Annotated in this window: 22 protein-coding genes; all 22 read left to right on the top strand. The window is 45.4% G+C overall.

The genetic code is table 11. The annotated features are described in order from the left end of the window. Positions 1–165 precede the first annotated feature (165 nt). The 22 genes from spoIVA to trpA all read left to right on the top strand — a co-directional run bounded on the left by spoIVA (position 166) and on the right by trpA (position 19,318). The gene (spoIVA, locus tag H70737_RS20595; RefSeq protein ID WP_042129583.1) at positions 166–1,644 is read left to right on the top strand and encodes a stage IV sporulation protein A; all 1,479 of its coding nucleotides are present in this window, start codon (positions 166–168) and stop codon (positions 1,642–1,644) included. Between the two features lie 376 nt (positions 1,645–2,020). Next, a complete protein-coding gene (locus H70737_RS20590) occupies positions 2,021–2,293 on the top strand; it encodes an HU family DNA-binding protein (protein ID WP_036676223.1) in 273 nt (90 codons plus the stop codon). Positions 2,294–2,409: 116 nt separating this feature from the next. Then, positions 2,410–2,658: a trp RNA-binding attenuation protein MtrB gene (gene mtrB, locus H70737_RS20585; RefSeq protein WP_042190204.1), complete on the top strand. Its 249-nt coding sequence runs from the start codon at positions 2,410–2,412 to the stop codon at positions 2,656–2,658. Between the two features lie 95 nt (positions 2,659–2,753). Then, complete coding sequence (locus H70737_RS20580; RefSeq protein ID WP_042190202.1) at positions 2,754–3,296, top strand: hypothetical protein; 543 nt, start codon at positions 2,754–2,756, stop codon at positions 3,294–3,296. 30 nt (positions 3,297–3,326) lie between these two features. Beyond that, positions 3,327–4,280: a heptaprenyl diphosphate synthase component 1 gene (locus tag H70737_RS20575; RefSeq protein ID WP_231573320.1), complete on the top strand. Its 954-nt coding sequence runs from the start codon at positions 3,327–3,329 to the stop codon at positions 4,278–4,280. A 3-nt stretch (positions 4,281–4,283) separates the two neighbouring features. Next, complete coding sequence (locus H70737_RS20570; protein ID WP_156113159.1) at positions 4,284–5,036, top strand: demethylmenaquinone methyltransferase; 753 nt, start codon at positions 4,284–4,286, stop codon at positions 5,034–5,036. Further along, positions 5,029–5,904, top strand: a complete 876-nt coding sequence (locus H70737_RS20565; protein ID WP_042190197.1) for a UbiA-like polyprenyltransferase — start codon at positions 5,029–5,031, stop codon at positions 5,902–5,904. The genes H70737_RS20570 and H70737_RS20565 overlap by 8 nt, the downstream gene beginning before the upstream one ends. Then, complete coding sequence (locus H70737_RS20560; protein ID WP_042190195.1) at positions 5,901–6,503, top strand: UbiX family flavin prenyltransferase; 603 nt, start codon at positions 5,901–5,903, stop codon at positions 6,501–6,503. The genes H70737_RS20565 and H70737_RS20560 overlap by 4 nt, the downstream gene beginning before the upstream one ends. 4 nt (positions 6,504–6,507) lie before the next feature. Next, positions 6,508–7,368, top strand: a complete 861-nt coding sequence (locus tag H70737_RS20555) for a menaquinone biosynthetic enzyme MqnA/MqnD family protein (protein WP_042190192.1) — start codon at positions 6,508–6,510, stop codon at positions 7,366–7,368. Then, entirely contained in the window at positions 7,365–8,333 is a 969-nt protein-coding gene (locus H70737_RS20550) for a polyprenyl synthetase family protein (protein WP_042190190.1), read from the top strand. The genes H70737_RS20555 and H70737_RS20550 overlap by 4 nt, the downstream gene beginning before the upstream one ends. Positions 8,334–8,432: 99 nt before the next feature. After that, on the top strand, positions 8,433–8,876 hold the full coding sequence (gene ndk, locus H70737_RS20545; RefSeq protein ID WP_042190188.1) for a nucleoside-diphosphate kinase: 444 nt from the start codon (positions 8,433–8,435) through the stop codon (positions 8,874–8,876). 27 nt (positions 8,877–8,903) lie between these two features. Beyond that, positions 8,904–9,707: a CheR family methyltransferase gene (locus H70737_RS20540; protein ID WP_042190186.1), complete on the top strand. Its 804-nt coding sequence runs from the start codon at positions 8,904–8,906 to the stop codon at positions 9,705–9,707. Between the two features lie 107 nt (positions 9,708–9,814). Further along, positions 9,815–9,976, top strand: coding sequence for a hypothetical protein (locus tag H70737_RS31090; RefSeq protein ID WP_170880309.1), 162 nt, complete (start codon positions 9,815–9,817; stop codon positions 9,974–9,976). A 213-nt stretch (positions 9,977–10,189) separates the two neighbouring features. After that, positions 10,190–11,359, top strand: a complete 1,170-nt coding sequence (gene aroC, locus H70737_RS20535) for a chorismate synthase (protein WP_042190184.1) — start codon at positions 10,190–10,192, stop codon at positions 11,357–11,359. A gap of 2 nt (positions 11,360–11,361) precedes the next feature. After that, on the top strand, positions 11,362–12,465 hold the full coding sequence (gene aroB, locus H70737_RS20530) for a 3-dehydroquinate synthase (protein WP_042190182.1): 1,104 nt from the start codon (positions 11,362–11,364) through the stop codon (positions 12,463–12,465). Beyond that, positions 12,459–12,833, top strand: coding sequence for a chorismate mutase (aroH, locus tag H70737_RS20525; RefSeq protein WP_042190180.1), 375 nt, complete (start codon positions 12,459–12,461; stop codon positions 12,831–12,833). The genes aroB and aroH overlap by 7 nt, the downstream gene beginning before the upstream one ends. A 332-nt stretch (positions 12,834–13,165) precedes the next feature. Then, a complete protein-coding gene (gene trpE, locus H70737_RS20520; RefSeq protein WP_042190178.1) occupies positions 13,166–14,731 on the top strand; it encodes an anthranilate synthase component I in 1,566 nt (521 codons plus the stop codon). 39 nt (positions 14,732–14,770) lie between these two features. Next, complete coding sequence (gene trpD, locus H70737_RS20515) at positions 14,771–15,811, top strand: anthranilate phosphoribosyltransferase (protein ID WP_042190176.1); 1,041 nt, start codon at positions 14,771–14,773, stop codon at positions 15,809–15,811. Beyond that, positions 15,801–16,631: an indole-3-glycerol phosphate synthase TrpC gene (gene trpC / locus H70737_RS20510; protein ID WP_042190172.1), complete on the top strand. Its 831-nt coding sequence runs from the start codon at positions 15,801–15,803 to the stop codon at positions 16,629–16,631. Before trpD ends, trpC begins: the two co-directional genes overlap by 11 nt. Next, a complete protein-coding gene (locus H70737_RS20505; protein ID WP_042194271.1) occupies positions 16,624–17,301 on the top strand; it encodes a phosphoribosylanthranilate isomerase in 678 nt (225 codons plus the stop codon). Before trpC ends, H70737_RS20505 begins: the two co-directional genes overlap by 8 nt. Further along, positions 17,298–18,497 carry a tryptophan synthase subunit beta gene (gene trpB, locus H70737_RS20500; protein WP_042190170.1) on the top strand — a complete coding sequence of 400 codons (1,200 nt, stop codon included), beginning with the start codon at positions 17,298–17,300 and terminating at the stop codon, positions 18,495–18,497. The genes H70737_RS20505 and trpB overlap by 4 nt, the downstream gene beginning before the upstream one ends. Further along, on the top strand, positions 18,494–19,318 hold the full coding sequence (gene trpA, locus H70737_RS20495) for a tryptophan synthase subunit alpha (protein ID WP_042190168.1): 825 nt from the start codon (positions 18,494–18,496) through the stop codon (positions 19,316–19,318). The genes trpB and trpA overlap by 4 nt, the downstream gene beginning before the upstream one ends. The last annotated feature ends 12 nt before the right edge of the window (positions 19,319–19,330 follow it).

The following is a 19,330-nucleotide window of genomic DNA, read 5'->3' as shown; positions in this document are numbered from 1 at the left end:
GAGTTTAGCGCGGGGCCAGTACGTCCCGGTCGAAAGCAGCTAGGCTTCGGGCGGGCATACGATAAGTCCGGTTGATGTCCTGCAAGGGTCAGATTACCGGCGGAACGCGAAGTCGATGCTCTTCAGGCATTTTTTCTTCGGAGTAATATGAGGAGGGGATCTCTTTTGGAAAAAGTGGATATTTTCAAGGACATTGCCGAGCGTACCGGCGGAGACATTTATCTTGGCGTCGTCGGCGCGGTTCGCACGGGGAAATCGACATTTATCAAGCGCTTCATGGAAACAATTGTCCTGCCTAACATCACGAATGAGGCAGATCGGGTAAGAGCTGTGGATGAGCTTCCGCAAAGCGCAGCAGGCAAAACAATTATGACCACTGAACCTAAGTTCGTGCCTAACAACGCAGTCCAAATCAAGGTTGCGGAAGGGCTTGAGGTTAACGTTCGACTGGTAGACTGTGTGGGTTACGCTGTAGAAGGCGCTAAAGGCTACGAGGATGAGAATGGACCACGAATGATCTCTACACCTTGGTTTGAGGAGCCAATTCCTTTTCAGGAAGCGGCAGAAATCGGGACCCGTAAGGTCATCCAGGAGCATTCAACGCTTGGTGTTGTAGTAACAACAGATGGTACGATTGCAGAAATTCCGCGGAACTCGTACGTGGACTCTGAAGAGCGCGTCATTGCAGAGCTGAAGGAAGTGGGTAAGCCATTTGTGCTTGTCATTAACTCCACTCGCCCACGCAGTGAGGAAGCACAGCAGCTCCGTAGCGAGCTAGCCATCAAATACGATATCCCTGTCATGACACTCAGCGCAGCAAACATGACCGAAGAGGATGTAACAGGTGTACTGCGTGAAGTATTGTACGAATTCCCTGTTCATGAAGTAAATGTGAACTTGCCAAGCTGGGTCATGGTGCTTGGAGAGAATCACTGGCTGCGTAGTAGCTATGAGAACTCCGTTCGCGATACGGTAAAAGACATTCGCCGCTTGCGGGATGTTGACCGGCTCGTATCTCAGTTCACAGAGTATGATTTTATCGATAAAGCAGGCCTAAGTGGTATGAACATGGGTCAGGGTGTAGCAGAGATCGATCTGTATGCCCCAGAAGAGCTGTATGATCAGGTTCTGATGGAGGTAGTAGGGGTTGAAATCCGCGGTAAAGATCACTTGCTCCAGCTGATGCAGGAATTCTCACACGCGAAAAGAGAGTACGACCGTTTCTCTGAAGCTTTAGAAATGGTCAAGACTACCGGTTATGGTATTGCTGCTCCTTCACTAGCTGAAATGGCGCTAGATGAACCAGAGCTGATTCGTCAAGGCTCTCGCTTTGGGGTTCGCTTAAAGGCCACCGCACCATCTATTCATATGATTCGTGTTGATGTTGAATCTGAGTTCTCACCAATCATTGGTACAGAGAAACAAAGTGAAGAGTTGGTCCGTTATTTGATGCAGGATTTCGAGAACGACCCAATTAAGATTTGGGAATCCGATATTTTTGGGCGCTCCTTGCATTCCATTGTGAGGGAAGGTATTCAAGGCAAGATCGCGATGATGCCGGATAATGCGCGCTACAAATTGCAAGAAACGCTTGGTCGGATCATCAATGAAGGCTCAGGCGGACTTATTGCAATTATTCTCTAACTTAAATTTAAGCAGATTGGAAGAGTGGGAGAGATCCCACTCTTTTTATGCGTAAAAATAACGAAACTTGATTCCTAGTTCCTATAATAACGGTGAATCTGACTCAATTTTTTTTCTGAAAAGAAGAATTAACCTGGTCTTATAGGTCTATAAAATTAGATGGGAATTAGATGTTTATGCAAGCATAGATGATAATTTCTACTCCTTTTTTGTCTAACTGCTTGAATTTATGGATGGGCTGTATTACTATAAGTTTGTTGCGCTTCAAGGTCTATGGGCGCCAGTGTTCAGTAATAAACGGGATTATCACGTATATTTTACGTTTAAACGGAAACAGTGTATGATACCGGAAATTTACTCAGGGAGGTGAGAAAACATGAATAAATCTGATTTGATCAATGTAGTTACAGAAGCAACTGAACTTCCCAAGAAGGATGCTACTAAAGCTGTAGATGCGGTTTTCGAAGCAATTACAGAAGCGCTGCAAAGCGGTGATAAAGTACAACTGGTTGGATTCGGAAACTTTGAAGTGCGCGAACGTTCCGCACGTAAAGGCCGTAACCCACAAACTGGTGAAGAAATCGAAATTCCTGCAAGCAAGGTACCGGCATTCAAACCTGGTAAAGCGCTGAAAGACGGAATCAAATAAAGATTTCTACATATCAATCCCATAGTCTTTTTAAGTAACAACTATGCCGCCCTCCAAGGCGGCATTTGTTTTTGGAATAGCATGGGCTGTACATTAGGTTTAGAGGAGGATCAGCGATGACGGATAAAAATACGAGCGAAAATCCGCTTCCGACAGGTAGCGACTATATTGTGGTTAAGGCCAAAGAAAATGGCGTTCAAGTCATTGGGCTAACTAGAGGTACGGATACACGCTTTCATCATACAGAGAAGCTAGACAAGGGTGAGGTGTTGATTGCCCAATTTACCGATCATACCTCAGCAATGAAAATCCGCGGAAAAGCTGAAATTTTAACGAAACACGGACAATTGGAAAGTGAAAGCTGAAAAGCAGGCATAGCCTGCTTTTTTTCAAAATATAGTAAGGGTGAATGATCATATCCGCAAAAAAAGTGGGTACTATGGATAAGGGGGGCGTGTCCATGAACAAAGCCTGGTTGATTGGTGCCGTACTACTCTTGACTGCGACCTCTGCTGTTATTTTGCCGAAACTGGCAGACTTAGACTCATCCGTACAGCAGAGAAATGGGACAGTGGAGACTTTTACTGGCAACCATAACACAGTGCTGGGCAATGACAATCTTGTTGATGTTCTGGGCGCTCTTCCGTTGACCTTATCCATAGATAGCGTTGGCTGGGAAGATCATGTTCTGTCACTGGATCTGAAAGTGAGCGGGAACGATCATGAACCTGAGGAACTCTATCAAAATATGGCTCAGGCCATTTCCTTTGCTATTCAGGAAACCTCGAATGTGGATCAACTTCTACTTCGCATTGTGGTAGAAGATAAATGGCTTGGTAGCCGCCGACTGCTGTTAGCTGGTGATATCAGACGTTCTGAATGGTCTTATACGCTGCAAGATGAACTTCAGTCTGCGGGTAATCTTCCTATATCGGATCGTCTCAAAACGGGCTTCCGCATTAGTGAAACCGAGCTCTGGAAGAAACAGTTCATTTATCCTTGAAAGGATTAAAAGAAACTCAGGCGTACCACAGTGCGTGACAAAAAAACATGTGATATAATAGACAAGATTGTGAACAAACGAATTATTATTATGTCAATGGCTTCGGAGGCTGAAATGAAACCGTACTGCATACCGCAACTGGCTAAACCCTACACCGACTACGACATGATTCAGAAGCATACGGATTTGCCGCCGTTTTCTGATGGCCGGGGTCATTTGTTATATATTTTTCTAAATCATGCTTCTTCTGCAAAAGGAAGTGCCGGAGAGTTGTACACGCTTGTGACAGCGCTTGTTCAACTAGGTCTGGACACGCATGAGGTCATTGACCGTTCGAATGATAGACGGGGAGGAGACCCTATGCGTTCCCGTCAATTGAAGGTACTAGCTGGCGATTACTTCAGCAGCTGGTTTTACCATTTGCTTGCAAAGAGTGATCAGATCGAGATGATTGGAATCTTGAGTAAGGCGATTGCAGATTTCAATGTCTTGAAAGCGAATCTCTACGTGAAGATGAGAGGCATACGCCTTTCGGCTGAACAATACTTGCGGCACATGGTACAGCTGAATATGCGGCTGTTCCTTTCTTTTACGCCTATGATTGAGAACTCCTTAGTGGAGCTGTGGGAAAAACTGCTGGCAGAATTCAGTCAGTGCGAGACCGTTGCTATTGAGCTTCTTCGTAGTGATGATCCTGCGAATGCAGGGAATGGCTATTGCTATTGGAAGATGATGGAGACTGCAACAGAGGAAGAACGTAAGCAACTTCAAGACCTGAACCTTGATCAGAAGGAATGGAAGATGCTAAAAATGAAATATAAATGTGATTCGCAACTGACGGACAAGCTTCATCAATCGCTTCAGTCTATTCAGGGACTATTGCAAAGCGTTAAAGACGAGAGTTTACTTAGAGAGCTAGAGATCGCGCTGGATCGTTTTCTCCTGCAGATGAAGGTCACAGGACAAGCAGCCGTGGAGGGTTAAGGGATGACTATGGAAAAAACGACAACTGCTGTGGGTGACAACAGCAAACCAAAAGAGCAGTTTGTACATTCCGTATTTGAGAGTATTGCTGGAAAATACGATTTGATGAATGACATCCTAAGCTTTCGCCGCCACAAGGCATGGCGTAAATTCACGATGAAGAAGATGGGGATGAAGCGCGGGGATTCGGCCGTTGACCTATGTTGCGGAACCTGTGATTGGAGCATCGCTTTGGCGGAAGCTTCGCAGACTGGCAATGTAATCGGACTGGATTTCAGCGCAGGTATGCTTGAAGTAGGTCGCCGCAAAGTGGAAGAGCGCAAGCTTCAGGACCGTATTTCGCTGGTGCAGGGCAATGCTATGGAGCTGCCTTTTGATGACAATGCGTTTGATTATGCAACGATTGGATTCGGACTACGCAATGTGCCAGATCCTGTTCAAGTGCTTAACGAAATGAAGCGGGTAGTAAAACCTGGTGGAATGGTTGTGTGTTTGGAGCTATCCAAGCCGATGAAACAGCCGTTTAAAGGTGTATATTTCTTTTATTTCCAGCGTGTACTTCCATTGCTTGGTAAGTTATTCGCGAAAAGGTACGAGCAATACAAATGGCTGCCAGAATCATTGGCAATGTTCCCAGACCGGGAGCAACTGGCCACTATTTTCCGTGAAACCGGACTTCAAAAAGTGGAATCCTTCCCCTTGACCGGAGGCATCGCGGCATTACATATTGGGCTCAAGGAGAACAGGAATGTTTAAGAAAATCGGTATCTTTTTACAAATGATTAAGTTTGAACATACGGTATTTGCTTTACCCTTTGCCTTTATGGGTGCTTTACTGGGATCTGTGGTCATGAATGATAGCCTCCCATCCTGGAGTCAAATTGGCTGGATTGTAATCGCTATGTTTGGAGCACGAAGTGCAGCTATGGGATTGAATCGATTGATAGACCGAATCAGTGATGCCAAGAATCCACGCACAGCGGGAAGAGCGATTCCTGCAGGGTTACTAAAGATCGGTGAAGTTGTCATTTTTATAGGCATTTCGTTTTTCTTGCTCTTTTGGGCAGCCTTTAAATTGAATCCTTTGTCAGCTAAGCTGTTACCTATCGCTGTATTCCTTCTTGTTATTTATTCATTCACTAAGCGCTTTACATGGGCATGCCATCTTATCCTCGGCCTTACCATTGCGCTTGCACCGCTGGGCGGCTGGGTAGCTGTGACCGGTAGTGTGAATTGGACTTCAATGGTATTTTACTTCACAATTGTGTTTTGGACGGCTGGTTTTGATGTTATATACTCTTGTCAGGATGTTGAATTTGATCTTAAAGAAGGCTTAAAATCCATTCCAGTGCGATTTGGGGTCCAAGGTGCACTCGTTATTGCCCGTGTGTTTCACATTCTTACGGCGATTGGATTCGTATCGCTGCTGTTTTTGACGGATTTAAGCTGGTGGTATGTGGCTGGTATGATCCTCGCATATATTATTCTCTTTTATGAGCATTATATTGTATCTCCGAGTGATCTCAGTCGTTTACAGACCGCTTTTTTCACTATGAACGGCGTGCTAAGCATCGTGGTGTTCTCTTTCACTTTGATTGACTTGGTGGTGCATTTCAAAAAATGACGCTTACTAAACCGAAAAACTTCGTGGTTGGAATTACTGGGGCAAGCGGTGCTATTTATGGTATTCGTCTGATCGAAACGTTGCTATCGCTAGGCTACTCCGTTCATTTGGTAGTAAGTAATGCGGGCTGGCGCGTTTTTAAAGAAGAACTAGGTTATATCGCATCAGACCGGGAAGGCTTTTTGAACGAAAAGTTCAAAGGCTATCCCGGTTCTCTACTTTATCATCCTGTCGCTGATATCGGTGCATCTATTGCAAGTGGTTCGTTTCGTGTGGAGGGAATGATTATTATGCCTTGTTCCATGGGAACATTGTCTGCGGTTGCTAATGGAACCTCCGACAATCTGATGACTCGTGCTGCTGATGTTATGCTTAAGGAAGGACGTCCACTGGTCCTTGTTCCTCGTGAGACACCTCTGCATGCTATTCATCTTGAGAATATGTTGAAGCTGTCCCGTCTGGGGGTTCGGATCATTCCGGCAATGCCGGCGTTTTACTTTGGGCCACAAAGTATGGATGATCTGATTAATTTCATGGTGGGTAAAGTGCTTGACAGCTTTAATATTGAACATCAATTATTTCGCAGATGGGGGGATTGAAAGGATGGAGAATAACAGCCACACCATCATAGGTAAAATCAGCTATACTAACTCATGGCCGGTATTTCACAATTTTCATCCCTCTGCACTGAAATATCCGGCAGAGATGGTGAGTGAGGTACCTGCCATTCTTAATCAGGGGATGAGTCGTGGAACGATTCATGTGGGTGCATTATCCTCTTTTGCGTATGCTGAAGCCAGTGATAAGTTATTGCTGTTACCTGATTTATCGGTAAGTGCGGACGGTCCTGTGAGGTCTATTTTTCTTTTTTCTCGAGTGCCTCTTGCACAGATAGGTACAGGTACGATTGCTGTTACGAACACTTCTGCAACATCGGTAAATTTGCTGAAAATTTTAATGGAAAAGGCTTTTGGCAATAAACCAGAATATATTAGCGCTAATCCTGATTTGGATGCTATGATGCATCAAGCAGATGCCTGCTTACTCATTGGTGATCATGCGATTAAAGCCTCTTGGCAGCATCAAGGGTATATCGTTACGGATCTGGCGGAGCTTTGGAAAGAATGGACGGGCATAGGGATGACCTTTGCGGTCTGGGCAGTGAATCGAAAAGCTGCGAATGACAAACCGGAAGCTATTGCGGAGATTGCAGAAGCTTTTGCTGAGAGTAAACTGCGGGGATTAAGTGATTTAGATCCTATAGTACTTGCAGCCTGTTCGACAATTGGAGGAACTAAGTCTTATTGGGAAGGGTACTTTCGCAATTTAAGCTATGATTTTGGAGAAAGGCAGCAGAAAGGTCTGAACCTCTATTTCCGCTATGCCTATGAGATGGGTCTGCTGCCGCAGGCAGTGAAGATGGAGATTTGGAGTCATAAACTGTTGACACGGGTGAAGGAATGAAACGACTGCAAATATTCGGATTACTGAACAGAGACATGGATCAGATTGAAAAAGATTTGTACCGTAGCGTACAGGGTGATGACGACCTACTAACCGAGACTTCTCTGCATTTATTAAAAGCTGGCGGTAAAAGATTGCGTCCCGTATTTGTTTTGATGGGTGGGAAATTTGGAAAGTATGATCTTGAGAAGCTGAAGCGTGTGGCGATACCGCTAGAACTAATTCATAGCGCTTCACTAGTTCACGATGATGTCATTGACGATGCAGAACTGCGCCGAGGTGAACTTACTGTTAAGGCCAAATGGGGCGATAAAATTGCCATGTACACCGGTGACTACATATATGCGAAAGCACTGGTGATGACGACGGAGCTGAAGAATCCGCGAATTCATCAGATTTTGTCCAAGGCTATGATAGAAATGTCGATCGGTGAGATGGAGCAGATTCGTGACTTCTTCAACAGTGAGCAAAGTGTGCGTCATTACCTGCGGCGGATTCGCCGCAAAACAGCGCTGTTGATTGCAGTCAGTTGCCAATTAGGTGCACTTGCTGCTGATGCTGAACCAGAGGTGGCTCGTCTACTTTATAATTATGGATATAATGTAGGGATGGCTTTCCAGATTCGTGATGATTTACTTGACCTCTCAGGCACCGAAAAGCAAATCGGTAAACCTCCAGGAAGTGATATGCGGCAAGGGAACATCACCCTTCCTGTCATTTATAGCCTGGAGGATGAAAGATTGCGAGCTCCGCTTCTTGAAGAGTTGAAGTCTATTCGTGAAGGGCACAGCACAGTAGGGCGTGCTATTGATCTTATTCTTTCTGGAGACGGAATCACCCGTTCCGAGGAGCTGGCTTCGCGATATATCGCTAAGGCACTTGCTGCACTAGATCAGTTGCCTAACAACAAGACTAAGCGTAATCTGCGCGATATTGCCTTTTTTGTAACAGGTAGAGCTTATTAGTATTTTGGTGATCATGAAATTAAACGTTTCCAGAAAGCTCGGTTTCTGTTAAGATAGCGTCAAAACAACCCAACTAATGGGAAATTGGAGAGTGCCTCTATGGAAAAGACGTATCTGATGGTCAAACCGGATGGAGTACAACGTGGATTAATTGGGCGTATTGTCTCACGCTTTGAAGATAAGGGCTTTAAGCTGGTCGCTGCAAAGCTGATTACAGTTAGTGAAGACCAAGCAAAAAGACATTATGCGGAGCATGCTGGCAAGGACTTTTTTGGAGAGTTGGTTTCTTTTATAACTTCAGGTCCAGTGTTTGCAATGGTATGGGAAGGTGATGATGTTGTAGCATTATCCCGTATGCTCATTGGTAAGACGAAAGTAGGAGAAGCCTTGCCGGGTACGATTCGAGGCGACTTTGCCAGCCATACACCGCTTAATTTAATTCATGGATCAGACTCGCCTGAAAGTGCAGAACGAGAAATTGCTAATTTCTTTACTCCAGATGAATTGAATCTTTATAACAAAGAGATCGCAGTCTGGATGTAGGAGCCAAGCGGGAGGCGGGGGATTAACATGTCTGATCGTAATGTTGCAGCATTAACAGCAGATTCAGATTACATCGGGTTTATTCATCATGTTAAGCAAAGCACCGGAATTGATCTGGCTCAGTATAAAGAAGCGCAGATGAAGCGGCGTTTAACGACTCTTCGTGTGAAGAATGGATATCAAACCTTTAGTGATTTTTTTGCCGCAATGATGAAGGACAAGGAATTATTTTATGAATTTTTGGACCGAATGACGATTAATGTCTCCGAGTTTTGGCGGAATCCGAATCGGTGGGAAGTACTGCGAGATATCATTCTTCCTGACATACAACAATCTGGTCGCAGATTGAAACTGTGGAGTGCTGCATGTTCCACTGGAGAAGAACCCTATACGCTGGCTATGATTTTATCGGATAAGAATTTATTGGGACAGACTGGCATTCTGGCTACGGATATTGACGACGGTGCGCTTTCCAAAGCAAAGCAAGGTTTGTATCTGGAACGTTCTTTAAAGGATGTGCCTAAGGATGTTGCTGCTCGTTATTTTAAACCCGAGGGTCATTTATTAAAAGTTAGCGACACGCTTAAGAAAAACATAGATTTCCGTAAACAGAACCTACTGCTGGACAAGTTCGATGAGGGTTTTGATCTTATCATTTGTCGCAATGTAATGATCTATTTTACTGAAGAGGCGAAGAATAAGCTCTACCATAAGTTCTCGGCTAGTTTACGTCCAGGCGGGTATTTGTTTGTAGGTAGTACAGAGCAGATCTTTACGCCAGCGCAATATGGCTTTGAATCGACGGAAACCTTTTTCTATCGTAAAAAATAAATACTTCTTGCTCCTTCGTCTGTGTACTTTTATAGGTATACTTTCGCTATCGTTCAGTGATACTGGGTAGTAGAATCTGTAAGCTAAGCGAAAGGATCGTTAAACCGATGGACAAAAGCAAGGTCATTGCCGCGTACAAACGAGGCTTTATTACCGTTCGTGAGTGCGGGCAAATTCTCGGTGTAGAAGAAATGCAATTGAAGCGCCTTCTGCAACTGGAAGAGCGTAAGTCTACATTTCCTTCAACAAGTCAGCGGATCGGAAGCTAACAAGTGCCGGACCGAGCCGAGGAGCGCCATTCATACTCTTTAGAGTATGAATGGCGCTTTTTCTTTACACAAAAACCAATTCATTTTGTCGCGAATGGAGTCGTTTTAGGGATATCCCTTTCTTGTCAAAGAGGATTGCCTATACTATAATGAGCAAAGATCATTAGGATTTTAGCGGTTTACAGTTTAAAAGTATAAAAGGGGGAACGCAGCATGAGTTTGCGCTATTTAACAGCGGGGGAAACGCACGGCCCCCAGCTTACGGCCATTATTGAGGGATTGCCAAGTAATTTGACATTGGATTTTGAAGAGCTTAATTTTCAATTGCAGCGTCGACAAAAGGGTTATGGACGTGGACGTCGCATGCAGATTGAGAAAGATACGGCACAAATTGTAGGTGGAGTGCGTCATGGCTATACTACAGGTGCTCCAGTAGCCTTGGTAGTAGAGAATAAAGACTGGACCCACTGGAAGAACATCATGAATATCGAGCCTATTCCTGGCAGTGACGAAGAAAAACGCCGCGTAAATCGGCCGCGTCCTGGCCATGCAGACCTGAACGGCGGATTGAAGTACAACCATACGGATCTTCGTAACGTACTGGAGCGCTCCAGTGCTCGCGAAACAGCAGCCAGAGTCGCATGTGGCGCTGTAGCCAGACAGCTGCTTGCAGCTTTTGGCGTGAAGGTAGCAGGGCAAGTTATTCGTATCGGTGAAATTGAAGCACCTGCTAACGATCTGCCTATCGATGAGCTGATTGAGCGGACAGAACAGTCCTCTGTTAGAGTTGTCGACAAAGAAACGGAACAGAAGATGGAGGCTTACATAGATCAGATTAAGGAAGAGGGCGACTCCATCGGTGGAATCGTTGAATGTATCGTCGAAGGACTTCCTATCGGACTTGGCAGTTATGTACAGTCTGATCGGAAGCTTGACGGAGCAATCGCTGGGGCGGTAATGTCGATTAATGCATTCAAAGGCGTTGAAATTGGCATTGGGTTTGAAGCTGGCAAATTGCGTGGATCGCAAGTCCATGATGAAATTATGTATGAAGCTTCTAAAGGATACTACCGTGCAAGTAATCGCTTAGGTGGTTTTGAAGGTGGTATGACTAACGGCATGCCGGTTGTAGTACGCGGTGTCATGAAGCCGATCCCTACCCTTTATAAACCGCTTCAAAGTGTAGATATTGACACGAAAGAACCATTTACAGCGCAAGTTGAACGCTCCGATGCTTGTGCAGTTCCAGCGGCGTGTGTTGTTCTGGAAAACGTAGTGGCTTGGGAAATCGCAAAAGCATTCCTTGATAAATTCGGTGGCGACTCACTGGAAGAAATTAAAGCGAACTATGAAAATTACCTATCACAGCTGGAGAGCTACTAATTATGCGTACTATTAATGTAGATTTGGGCGACCGCTCGTATCCTATTCTTATCGGTAGTGGTTTACTAAAGGACATCGCCCATTATTGTGCTGAGGCCGGATTTTCGGAGCGTAGTCCACTGTTAGTAGTGAGTGATACTGAAGTAGCGCCAAGGTACTTGCCGGCTCTTGAAGAAGGTTTACGTTCTCACGGCTATACTGTGGTTAGTCACATAATGACGGCAGGTGAAGCCTCTAAATCATTAGCCGTGTATGAAGAAGTCATGACAACCGCGATTCAAGCAGGATTAGACCGCAATTCAGCAGTTTTAGCTTTAGGCGGCGGCGTGGTTGGCGATTTAGCAGGATTTGTAGCAGCAACCTATATGCGTGGAATCGGCTTTCTGCAAATTCCGACGACGATCCTAGCTCATGATAGTAGTGTAGGTGGTAAAGTGGCGGTCAATCATCCATTAGCCAAAAATATGATAGGGGCTTTCTATCAACCGTCAATGGTACTCTACGATTTGGATACACTAAGTACTCTTCCAGCACGGCAAGTGTCATCAGGTCTGGCTGAAGTGGTAAAGCACGGTCTCCTCGTGGACAAAGAGTTCGCATATTGGTGTCGTGATCATGCCGAAGAGCTGCTAGAGCTGAATGTCGAAGCCTTAGGTTATGCTTTAGAGCGTGGCTGTGCAATTAAGGCAGATGTAGTGGCTAATGATGAGCGTGAGCATGGACTTCGAGCGATATTGAACCTCGGACATACGATCGGACATGCCATTGAAGCAGTTGGTGGGTATGGGGTGTTTCTGCACGGAGAAGCGATTGCGATTGGGATGGCGGGTTCAGCGCTATTGGCGGCGAAGCTTGGGCGGGATACTTTCATTTATGAGGACACTGTATCTATGCTGACCGCGCTGTCACTGCCTGTACGGCTTCCTTCCGAGTATGATGAAGATGAACTGATGGACGCTATGATGCATGATAAGAAATTCAAGGAAGGCAAGATGACCTTTATCGTGCCTGATTCCATAGGCTCTGTAAGCATTGTGAACGATGTGCAGGAGTCGCTTGTGCGAGAGGTTCTCGCAGAGCTTAAGAAGGAGGGAAGACCGTGGTAAACCGAGGAATTCGCGGAGCAACAACCGTGACTAAGAACGAAGAGGCAGAGATTTTACGTGAGACCGTTATATTGCTGCGGGAGATCGTAGAACGTAATGATGTTATAGCTGAGAATATAAGCAATGTATGGATTACGATGACCAATGATCTGGATGCTACTTTTCCTGCAAGAGCTATTCGTGAGATTGAAGGCTGGGAAATGGTTCCACTTATGTGTTCAACGGAAATCCCAGTTAAAGGAAGCTTGCCGATGTGTATCCGGTTGATGGTACAGATTAATACGGATAAATCGCAGCGTGAGATTCGCCACGTTTATCTGAATGAGGCTCAGAAGCTACGTCCGGATTTATCAGAGAGCAAGTCTTAAATTATAGTTGTGGGTTGTCAATGACCCTCGTCATCATGTATAGTGTAGTTAGCCGAGTATAGAAGAGTTTAGTTTAGTTGAGATGAGTATAGTTGAGCAGAGTGCGAGAAGTTTTTTAGATTAGCATGTATCGTGTAAGCAGAGTCTTTATTTTGATATGCACTGAAGTCATTTATCAGTGATATATCTTATTTAGGGATAAGTCTGTACACACTACATAATTATGCTAATCAATGCTCAAAAACATATACTTACTTACACAAACCCTCTACTTCGGTAGAGGGTTTTTTTGTATTTCGGAACCATTCATATATCTAAGGGGGCATCTAACAATGACGAATCCAAGTGTTCAAGAGGTGGTAAAGCTGTCGCGGGATTATAATCTGATTCCTGTTGTAAAGCGACTGCTCGCGGATATGGAAACACCTATCCGATTATTCCAACGTTTCGCTGAACGTGATCGCGCGTTCTTACTTGAAAGTGTAGAGGGTGGAAAACAATGGGCACGGTATTCGTTCATCGGTAGCGATCCCTTTTTGATGATATCCGGTAAAAAGGGTGCAATTAACGTTGAAGTCGGCGGAGAGAAGAAGCAACTATACGGAAAGCCGATTGAGGAGCTTAAAGCGTTACTTCGTTCATACCGTAGTCCTAAGCTTGACGAAATGCCTCCATTTACTGGAGGGGCTATCGGATTTTTCGGATATGATCTGCTGCAATATTATGAGAAGTTACCTCAGCATCCTGTGGATGATCTCCAAATGGATGATATAAGATTTATGTTTTGCGATCGGATTATTGTTTTTGACCATGTGAAGCAACAGATTCTGCTTGTTGGTAACCTGCATGTAAAAGACGGAGATACAGATTCGGATATCAGATCCAATTATGAAAGCCTGAGTCGTAAGCTGGAGGCTATGGCCGAAGATCTACAAAAAGAAGGCCCTAAGGAAAATGTGAATCGTCGCAGCATTCCGCAGGATATCGAGCTTGGAGAGATTCATTCTAATCTCACTAAAGAGCAGTACATCAACAATGTAGAACAGGCGAAGGAATATATTCGCTCAGGCGATATTTTTCAAGTGGTATTGTCACAGCGGTTGCATATTGAAACGGAAGTTTCTCCATTGCATGTATACCGGATGCTCAGAACTCTTAACCCCTCTCCTTATATGTACTATTTGAAAATGGACGAGGAGATTATTGTTGGTACTTCACCTGAAGCACTCGTAAAGGTAGATGGAAATCGTGTGGAGACACGGCCGATTGCTGGAACTAGACCAAGGGGTGACAGTGAAGCATCAGACCGGGCGTTTGCTGCGGAGCTCTTGGAGGATGAAAAAGAACGTGCGGAACATCTGATGCTTGTTGATCTGGGTCGTAATGATCTAGGGAGAGTATCCAAATTTGGTTCAGTAAAATGTGATTCCTTTATGGAGATTGAAAGATACTCCCATGTCATGCACATGGTATCGAATGTGTCAGGCACGCTCAGTGAGGATAAAGATTTCTTTGATGCCTTTCTCTCCTGTCTGCCTGCCGGAACGGTTTCTGGGGCACCGAAGCTGCGAGCTATGGAGATTATAGCAGAGCTGGAAAAAGAAGCTCGAGGTGCTTATGCCGGAGCAATTGGATATTTAGGGTTCTCAGGAAACATGGATTCTTGTATCACCATTCGTACCATCATCTTCCGAAAAGGTCGTGCGTACGTACAGGCCGGAGCAGGTATCGTTTGGGATTCGGTTCCCGAGAAAGAGTATGAAGAAACGGTGAATAAGGCGAAGGGCATGCTGAAAGCTATTCGTATGGCAGAAGCTATGTTTCCATCCGAAGTGAAAGAAAAACAAGTTATCAACCAAGATTATATGTACGAATATACCCCTGAACAAGTGGTTTGATTTATATAGTAACTCATTAAGGCTGGGAGGAAGAACATTATGGATGCAACGAAATTAATTCAATCAGGAATCGCCGGACTAATCGAAGGCAAGAATCTGACACGTACAGAAGCAAGGGATATAATGGGTGCTATAATGCTAGGAGATGCTTCACAAGCGCAAATCGGTTCACTGCTGACCGCTTTACGAATTAAAGGAGAAACCGTGGAGGAGATTACGGGTTTTGCAGAAGCTATGAGAGGGTTCGGCACATCCGTACTGACTGATCGCGCACGCTTGTTAGATACTTGTGGTACGGGCGGTTCCGGCATCCATAAATTTAATATTTCAACCGCCTCAGCAATTATTTCATCAGCGGCTTCTGTAAGAGTTGCCAAGCATGGAAATCGCTCTGCTTCAGGCAGAGCGGGAAGTGCGGATGTACTTGAAGCCCTTGGCGTAAACATTCATCTGAATGCAGACCAAGCCCGAGAATGTCTGGATCGTATCGGCATTTGCTTTTTATTCGCACAAATTTATCATCCTTCGATGCGGCATGCAGCAGCTCCTCGCAAGGAGCTTGGTGTACGTACGATCTTCAATATGTTGGGTCCTCTTACGAATCCCGCTGGAGCTGACCGTCAGCTCCTAGGGATTTATGACCGAAATAAGACGGAGACGGTGGCTAATGTACTGAAGGAGCTAGGTTCCAAGCGCGCAATGGTTGTAAGCAGTTCGGATGGTCTAGACGAGATCAGCATCTCAGCCTCTACATTAGTGTCTGAACTAAAAGAGGGTGTAGTGACAACTTATGAAATTACTCCGGAGGGATTAGGTCTTAACAGACATCCACTTGAAGCTGTTTTGGGTGGAGACGCAGCAGAGAACGCAGCAATTATTACCTCTGTGCTCCAAGGTGAGATCAATCCCTACCGAGATATCGTGTTAGCTAATGCAGGAGCATGTATATATGTTGCGGGTCTGGCAGATACCATGGCCGGAGGCGTCGAGAAAGCTAAAGAAGTAGTGGATTCGGGTAAGGCATTATCCAAGCTGAAACAGCTTGTTGTGATGACGGAGGAGCTTAATTATGTATCTTGATAAAATTGTCGCTACAAAGATCAAAGAGGTGGAGGCGCTCAGTAATAGCTTTTCTCTAGCCCAAGCTGAACGTGATATAGCAGCACTCCCTCAGACTAGAGGCTTTCGTAAGGCTCTGACCCAGGGGAAGAACAGGGATATAGGTTTGATTGCGGAGGTAAAGAAGGCATCCCCTTCAAAAGGGCTGATTCGTGAGGATTTCGATCCTGTTTCCATTGCAAAAGGTTATGAAGCGGGCGGTGCTGATTGTTTATCTGTTTTGACGGATACGGATTATTTTCAGGGAAGCGCTGCTTACTTGCAGCAAGTGAAGGAAGCTGTAAATCTGCCGCTGCTACGCAAAGATTTCATTATCGATGAGAAACAAATTTATGAAGCGCGTATTCTTGGAGCAGATGCGGTGTTGTTAATCGTTGCTATTTTGACACCGGATAAACTGTCTCATTTTATAGAAATAGCTACTGGACTTGGAATGGATGTATTAATCGAAGTTCATGATCGGAATGAGCTTGCGGTGGTATTAAGTACAGACAAGATAACACATCCTAATATTCTGCTGGGTATTAATAATCGTAATCTGCGTACCTTTGAGACGTCCTTAGAGACAACGGCAGAGCTGGCAGCACTAGTACCTCAAGGGGTACCTGTGATCAGTGAAAGCGGAATTGCAGGGCCAAGTGATATTGACTACTTAAGAACGACTGGCGCTCACGGGGTCCTCGTAGGGGAATATCTAATGCGTCAGGCAAATGTAGAAGAAGCGGTAAATGGATTGCTAGGAATGCTTCCGAATGGAAAGGACCGTGTCCGGCATGGCTGAGACATTGGTAAAAATCTGTGGACTTCAGGACGTTGAAGTGCTAAAATCTATGTTACACTTACCACTAGATTATATTGGATTTGTATTCGCTCCCAGTCGTCGCAGGGTTACTCTGGAGCGTGCTTCCGAACTGATTGCTGAACTTCCGCAATGGAAGACTAGTGAAAAACCTAAAGCTGCTGGGGTTTTTGTTAATCCAGAGCTGGATGAGCTGAGCGAACTGCTTTCCGTTGTGTCACTAGATGTCATTCAGCTACATGGGCAGGAAAGTCCAGCCTTTTGTCAAAAGGTTCGGCAAGCTTTCCCACAAGTTCAGGTGTGGAAGGCATTGTCTGTTGCTGATAAAGAGCGTGATGACGCGGATAACAAATATACATTGGAACAATACGCAGGCTTCGTTGATGCTGTATTGTTAGATACTTATGATCCTCAGCAGAGCGGCGGCTCTGGGCGCACGTTCGCTTGGGAGAGGTTGCCTGATTATCAGGAAATCGCGCTACGAAATGGTTTGCCGTTATTTGTGGCTGGCGGACTTCATCCTAATAACGTAGGAGAGTTGCTAGATACTTATGCTCCGTACGGAGTAGACGTATCTAGTGGAGTAGAGAGTGAAGGCGTTAAAGATATTATTAAAATGACAGCTTTTGTGGAAAGGGTGAAGCAATCATGACACAAGTACCGGACCAGCATGGACGTTTCGGTTCATTCGGAGGGCGCTTCGTGCCCGAAACTTTGATGACTGCATTGATTGAGCTGGAGGAAGCCTATGAGAAGTATTCGGCAGACCCTGCTTTTCAAGAAGAAATAGATTATCTATTAAAGCAATATTCCGGACGGGAGACCCCACTGTATTATGCGGAACGTCTAAGTAAACATCTGGGAGAAGCAAAAATATATTTGAAGCGTGAAGATTTGAATCATACGGGCGCTCATAAGATTAACAATGCGATTGGTCAGGGCATTCTGGCTAAAATGATGGGTAAAACCAAGGTGATCGCTGAGACTGGAGCTGGTCAGCATGGTGTAGCTACTGCTACGGTTGCAGCCCTACTTGGTATGGAATGTAAGGTATTTATGGGGGAAGAGGATACTCGTCGCCAGGCACTCAATGTATTCCGTATGAAGCTGCTTGGTGCTGAGGTAATTCCCGTTACGTCCGGATCGCGTACCTTAAAAGATGCCGGCAACGAAGCGCTTCGCTACTGGGTTAGCAATGTGGAAGATACTTTTTACATTCTCGGTTCTGCCGTAGGCCCACATCCTTATCCGATGATGGTTCGTAACTTTCAGCGGGTTATTGGTGATGAAACGCGGCGCCAGATTCTGGAGGCTGAAGGAAGACTGCCGGATGTGCTTGTTGCTGCAGTAGGCGGCGGTAGTAATGCTATCGGCATGTTCTATCCATTCGTAGAGGATAAAGGTGTCGGTATGATTGGTGTTGAGGCAGCAGGCAAGGGAATTGACACACCATTTCATGCGGCGACGATGAGTAAGGGGACTCATGGCGTATTCCAGGGTTCGATGAGTTACCTTCTGCAGGATGAACATGGTCAAGTAACAGAGGCTCATTCCATCTCCGCAGGTCTGGATTATCCAGGCGTAGGTCCTGAACACTCTTATTTAAAAGATATCGAACGCGCAAAATATGTTCCGATTACGGATGCAGAGGCGCTTGATGCACTGAAGCTGCTATGTGTAACGGAAGGCATTATTCCAGCTTTGGAGTCAGCACATGCGATAGCCCATGTAGTGAAGATGGGTCCAACCCTTACCAAGGATGATATTGTTGTTATCTGCCTGTCAGGCCGGGGAGACAAAGATGTGGAATCGATCATGGCGTACACAGAAGGGAAGGGAAACGAATGACAACCGAAACTACAAACCGGATGGATTTGGTATTCCGGAAGCTTAAAGCTGAAGAACGGACGGCATTAATTCCTTTTCTGACGGTTGGAGACCCTGATCTGGAGACTACGCTTGCCATCATCGCAGAACTGGAGGCGGCAGGTGCAGACATTTTGGAGCTAGGAGTACCTTACTCTGATCCGCTAGCAGATGGCCCTGTCATTCAGCGAGCGTCTGCACGAGCTCTGCGGGGGGAGGTTCACCTGCGTACCTGTATGGAGACCGCGTTAAAAGCTCGTCAAGCCGGAAGCAGCCTGCCCTTTATTTTGTTTTCCTATTACAATCCTATCCTGCAAATGGGGTTGGATACATTTTTCGCAGAACTGAATGCTCATGAGATTAGTGGTCTTATTATTCCAGATCTTCCTGTCGAGGAATCAGAGGAGATGCGCCGCCGCAGTAGTGAAGTTGGCGTTAATCTCATTCCACTAGTTGCACCGACCTCAAGTGAACGTATTGCGAAGATTGTCTCAGGTGCGAGTGGGTTTATCTATTGTGTATCCTCGTTAGGTGTGACAGGGGAACGATCCACTTTCCATGCTGATGTAGAGGCGTTTATTGATTCCGTGCGTCAAGCTACGGATCTGCCGGTGGCTGTAGGATTTGGGATCTCAACTGGCGAACAGGTTGCCCGCTTTGCTCAGATTTGCGATGGCGTGGTAGTAGGTAGTGCGATTGTTCGTAAAATAGAAGAGGTCATTCCGCTGCTCGATAATCCCGCTACACGGAATGAGGGGCTGTTGCAAATTCGAGAATTTGTGGCACAATTAAAAAGACCATAACAGTGTCATTTT

The sequence above is a fragment of the Paenibacillus sp. FSL H7-0737 genome (assembly GCF_000758545.1).
In the GTDB taxonomy this organism is placed as follows: domain Bacteria; phylum Bacillota; class Bacilli; order Paenibacillales; family Paenibacillaceae; genus Paenibacillus_AQ.
This window is presented reverse-complemented; position numbering and strand designations above follow the sequence as displayed.

Bases quoted from the DNA above. Each gene is read 5' to 3' on its own strand.
- H70737_RS20540 (WP_042190186.1), top strand. From the start codon at position 8,904: ATGTCTGATCGTAATGTTGCAGCATTAACAGCAGATTCAGATTACATC.
- aroC (WP_042190184.1), top strand. From the start codon at position 10,190: ATGAGTTTGCGCTATTTAACAGCGGGGGAAACGCACGGCCCCCAGCTT.
- trpC (WP_042190172.1), top strand. From the start codon at position 15,801: ATGTATCTTGATAAAATTGTCGCTACAAAGATCAAAGAGGTGGAGGCG.
- ndk (WP_042190188.1), top strand. From the start codon at position 8,433: ATGGAAAAGACGTATCTGATGGTCAAACCGGATGGAGTACAACGTGGA.
- H70737_RS20505 (WP_042194271.1), top strand. From the start codon at position 16,624: ATGGCTGAGACATTGGTAAAAATCTGTGGACTTCAGGACGTTGAAGTG.
- mtrB (WP_042190204.1), top strand. From the start codon at position 2,410: ATGACGGATAAAAATACGAGCGAAAATCCGCTTCCGACAGGTAGCGAC.
- H70737_RS20590 (WP_036676223.1), top strand. From the start codon at position 2,021: ATGAATAAATCTGATTTGATCAATGTAGTTACAGAAGCAACTGAACTT.
- H70737_RS20560 (WP_042190195.1), top strand. From the start codon at position 5,901: ATGACGCTTACTAAACCGAAAAACTTCGTGGTTGGAATTACTGGGGCA.
- trpD (WP_042190176.1), top strand. From the start codon at position 14,771: ATGGATGCAACGAAATTAATTCAATCAGGAATCGCCGGACTAATCGAA.
- trpE (WP_042190178.1), top strand. From the start codon at position 13,166: ATGACGAATCCAAGTGTTCAAGAGGTGGTAAAGCTGTCGCGGGATTAT.
- H70737_RS20580 (WP_042190202.1), top strand. From the start codon at position 2,754: ATGAACAAAGCCTGGTTGATTGGTGCCGTACTACTCTTGACTGCGACC.
- H70737_RS20570 (WP_156113159.1), top strand. From the start codon at position 4,284: ATGACTATGGAAAAAACGACAACTGCTGTGGGTGACAACAGCAAACCA.
- H70737_RS20550 (WP_042190190.1), top strand. From the start codon at position 7,365: ATGAAACGACTGCAAATATTCGGATTACTGAACAGAGACATGGATCAG.
- trpA (WP_042190168.1), top strand. From the start codon at position 18,494: ATGACAACCGAAACTACAAACCGGATGGATTTGGTATTCCGGAAGCTT.
- H70737_RS31090 (WP_170880309.1), top strand. From the start codon at position 9,815: ATGGACAAAAGCAAGGTCATTGCCGCGTACAAACGAGGCTTTATTACC.
- H70737_RS20555 (WP_042190192.1), top strand. From the start codon at position 6,508: ATGGAGAATAACAGCCACACCATCATAGGTAAAATCAGCTATACTAAC.
- aroB (WP_042190182.1), top strand. From the start codon at position 11,362: ATGCGTACTATTAATGTAGATTTGGGCGACCGCTCGTATCCTATTCTT.
- H70737_RS20565 (WP_042190197.1), top strand. From the start codon at position 5,029: ATGTTTAAGAAAATCGGTATCTTTTTACAAATGATTAAGTTTGAACAT.
- trpB (WP_042190170.1), top strand. From the start codon at position 17,298: ATGACACAAGTACCGGACCAGCATGGACGTTTCGGTTCATTCGGAGGG.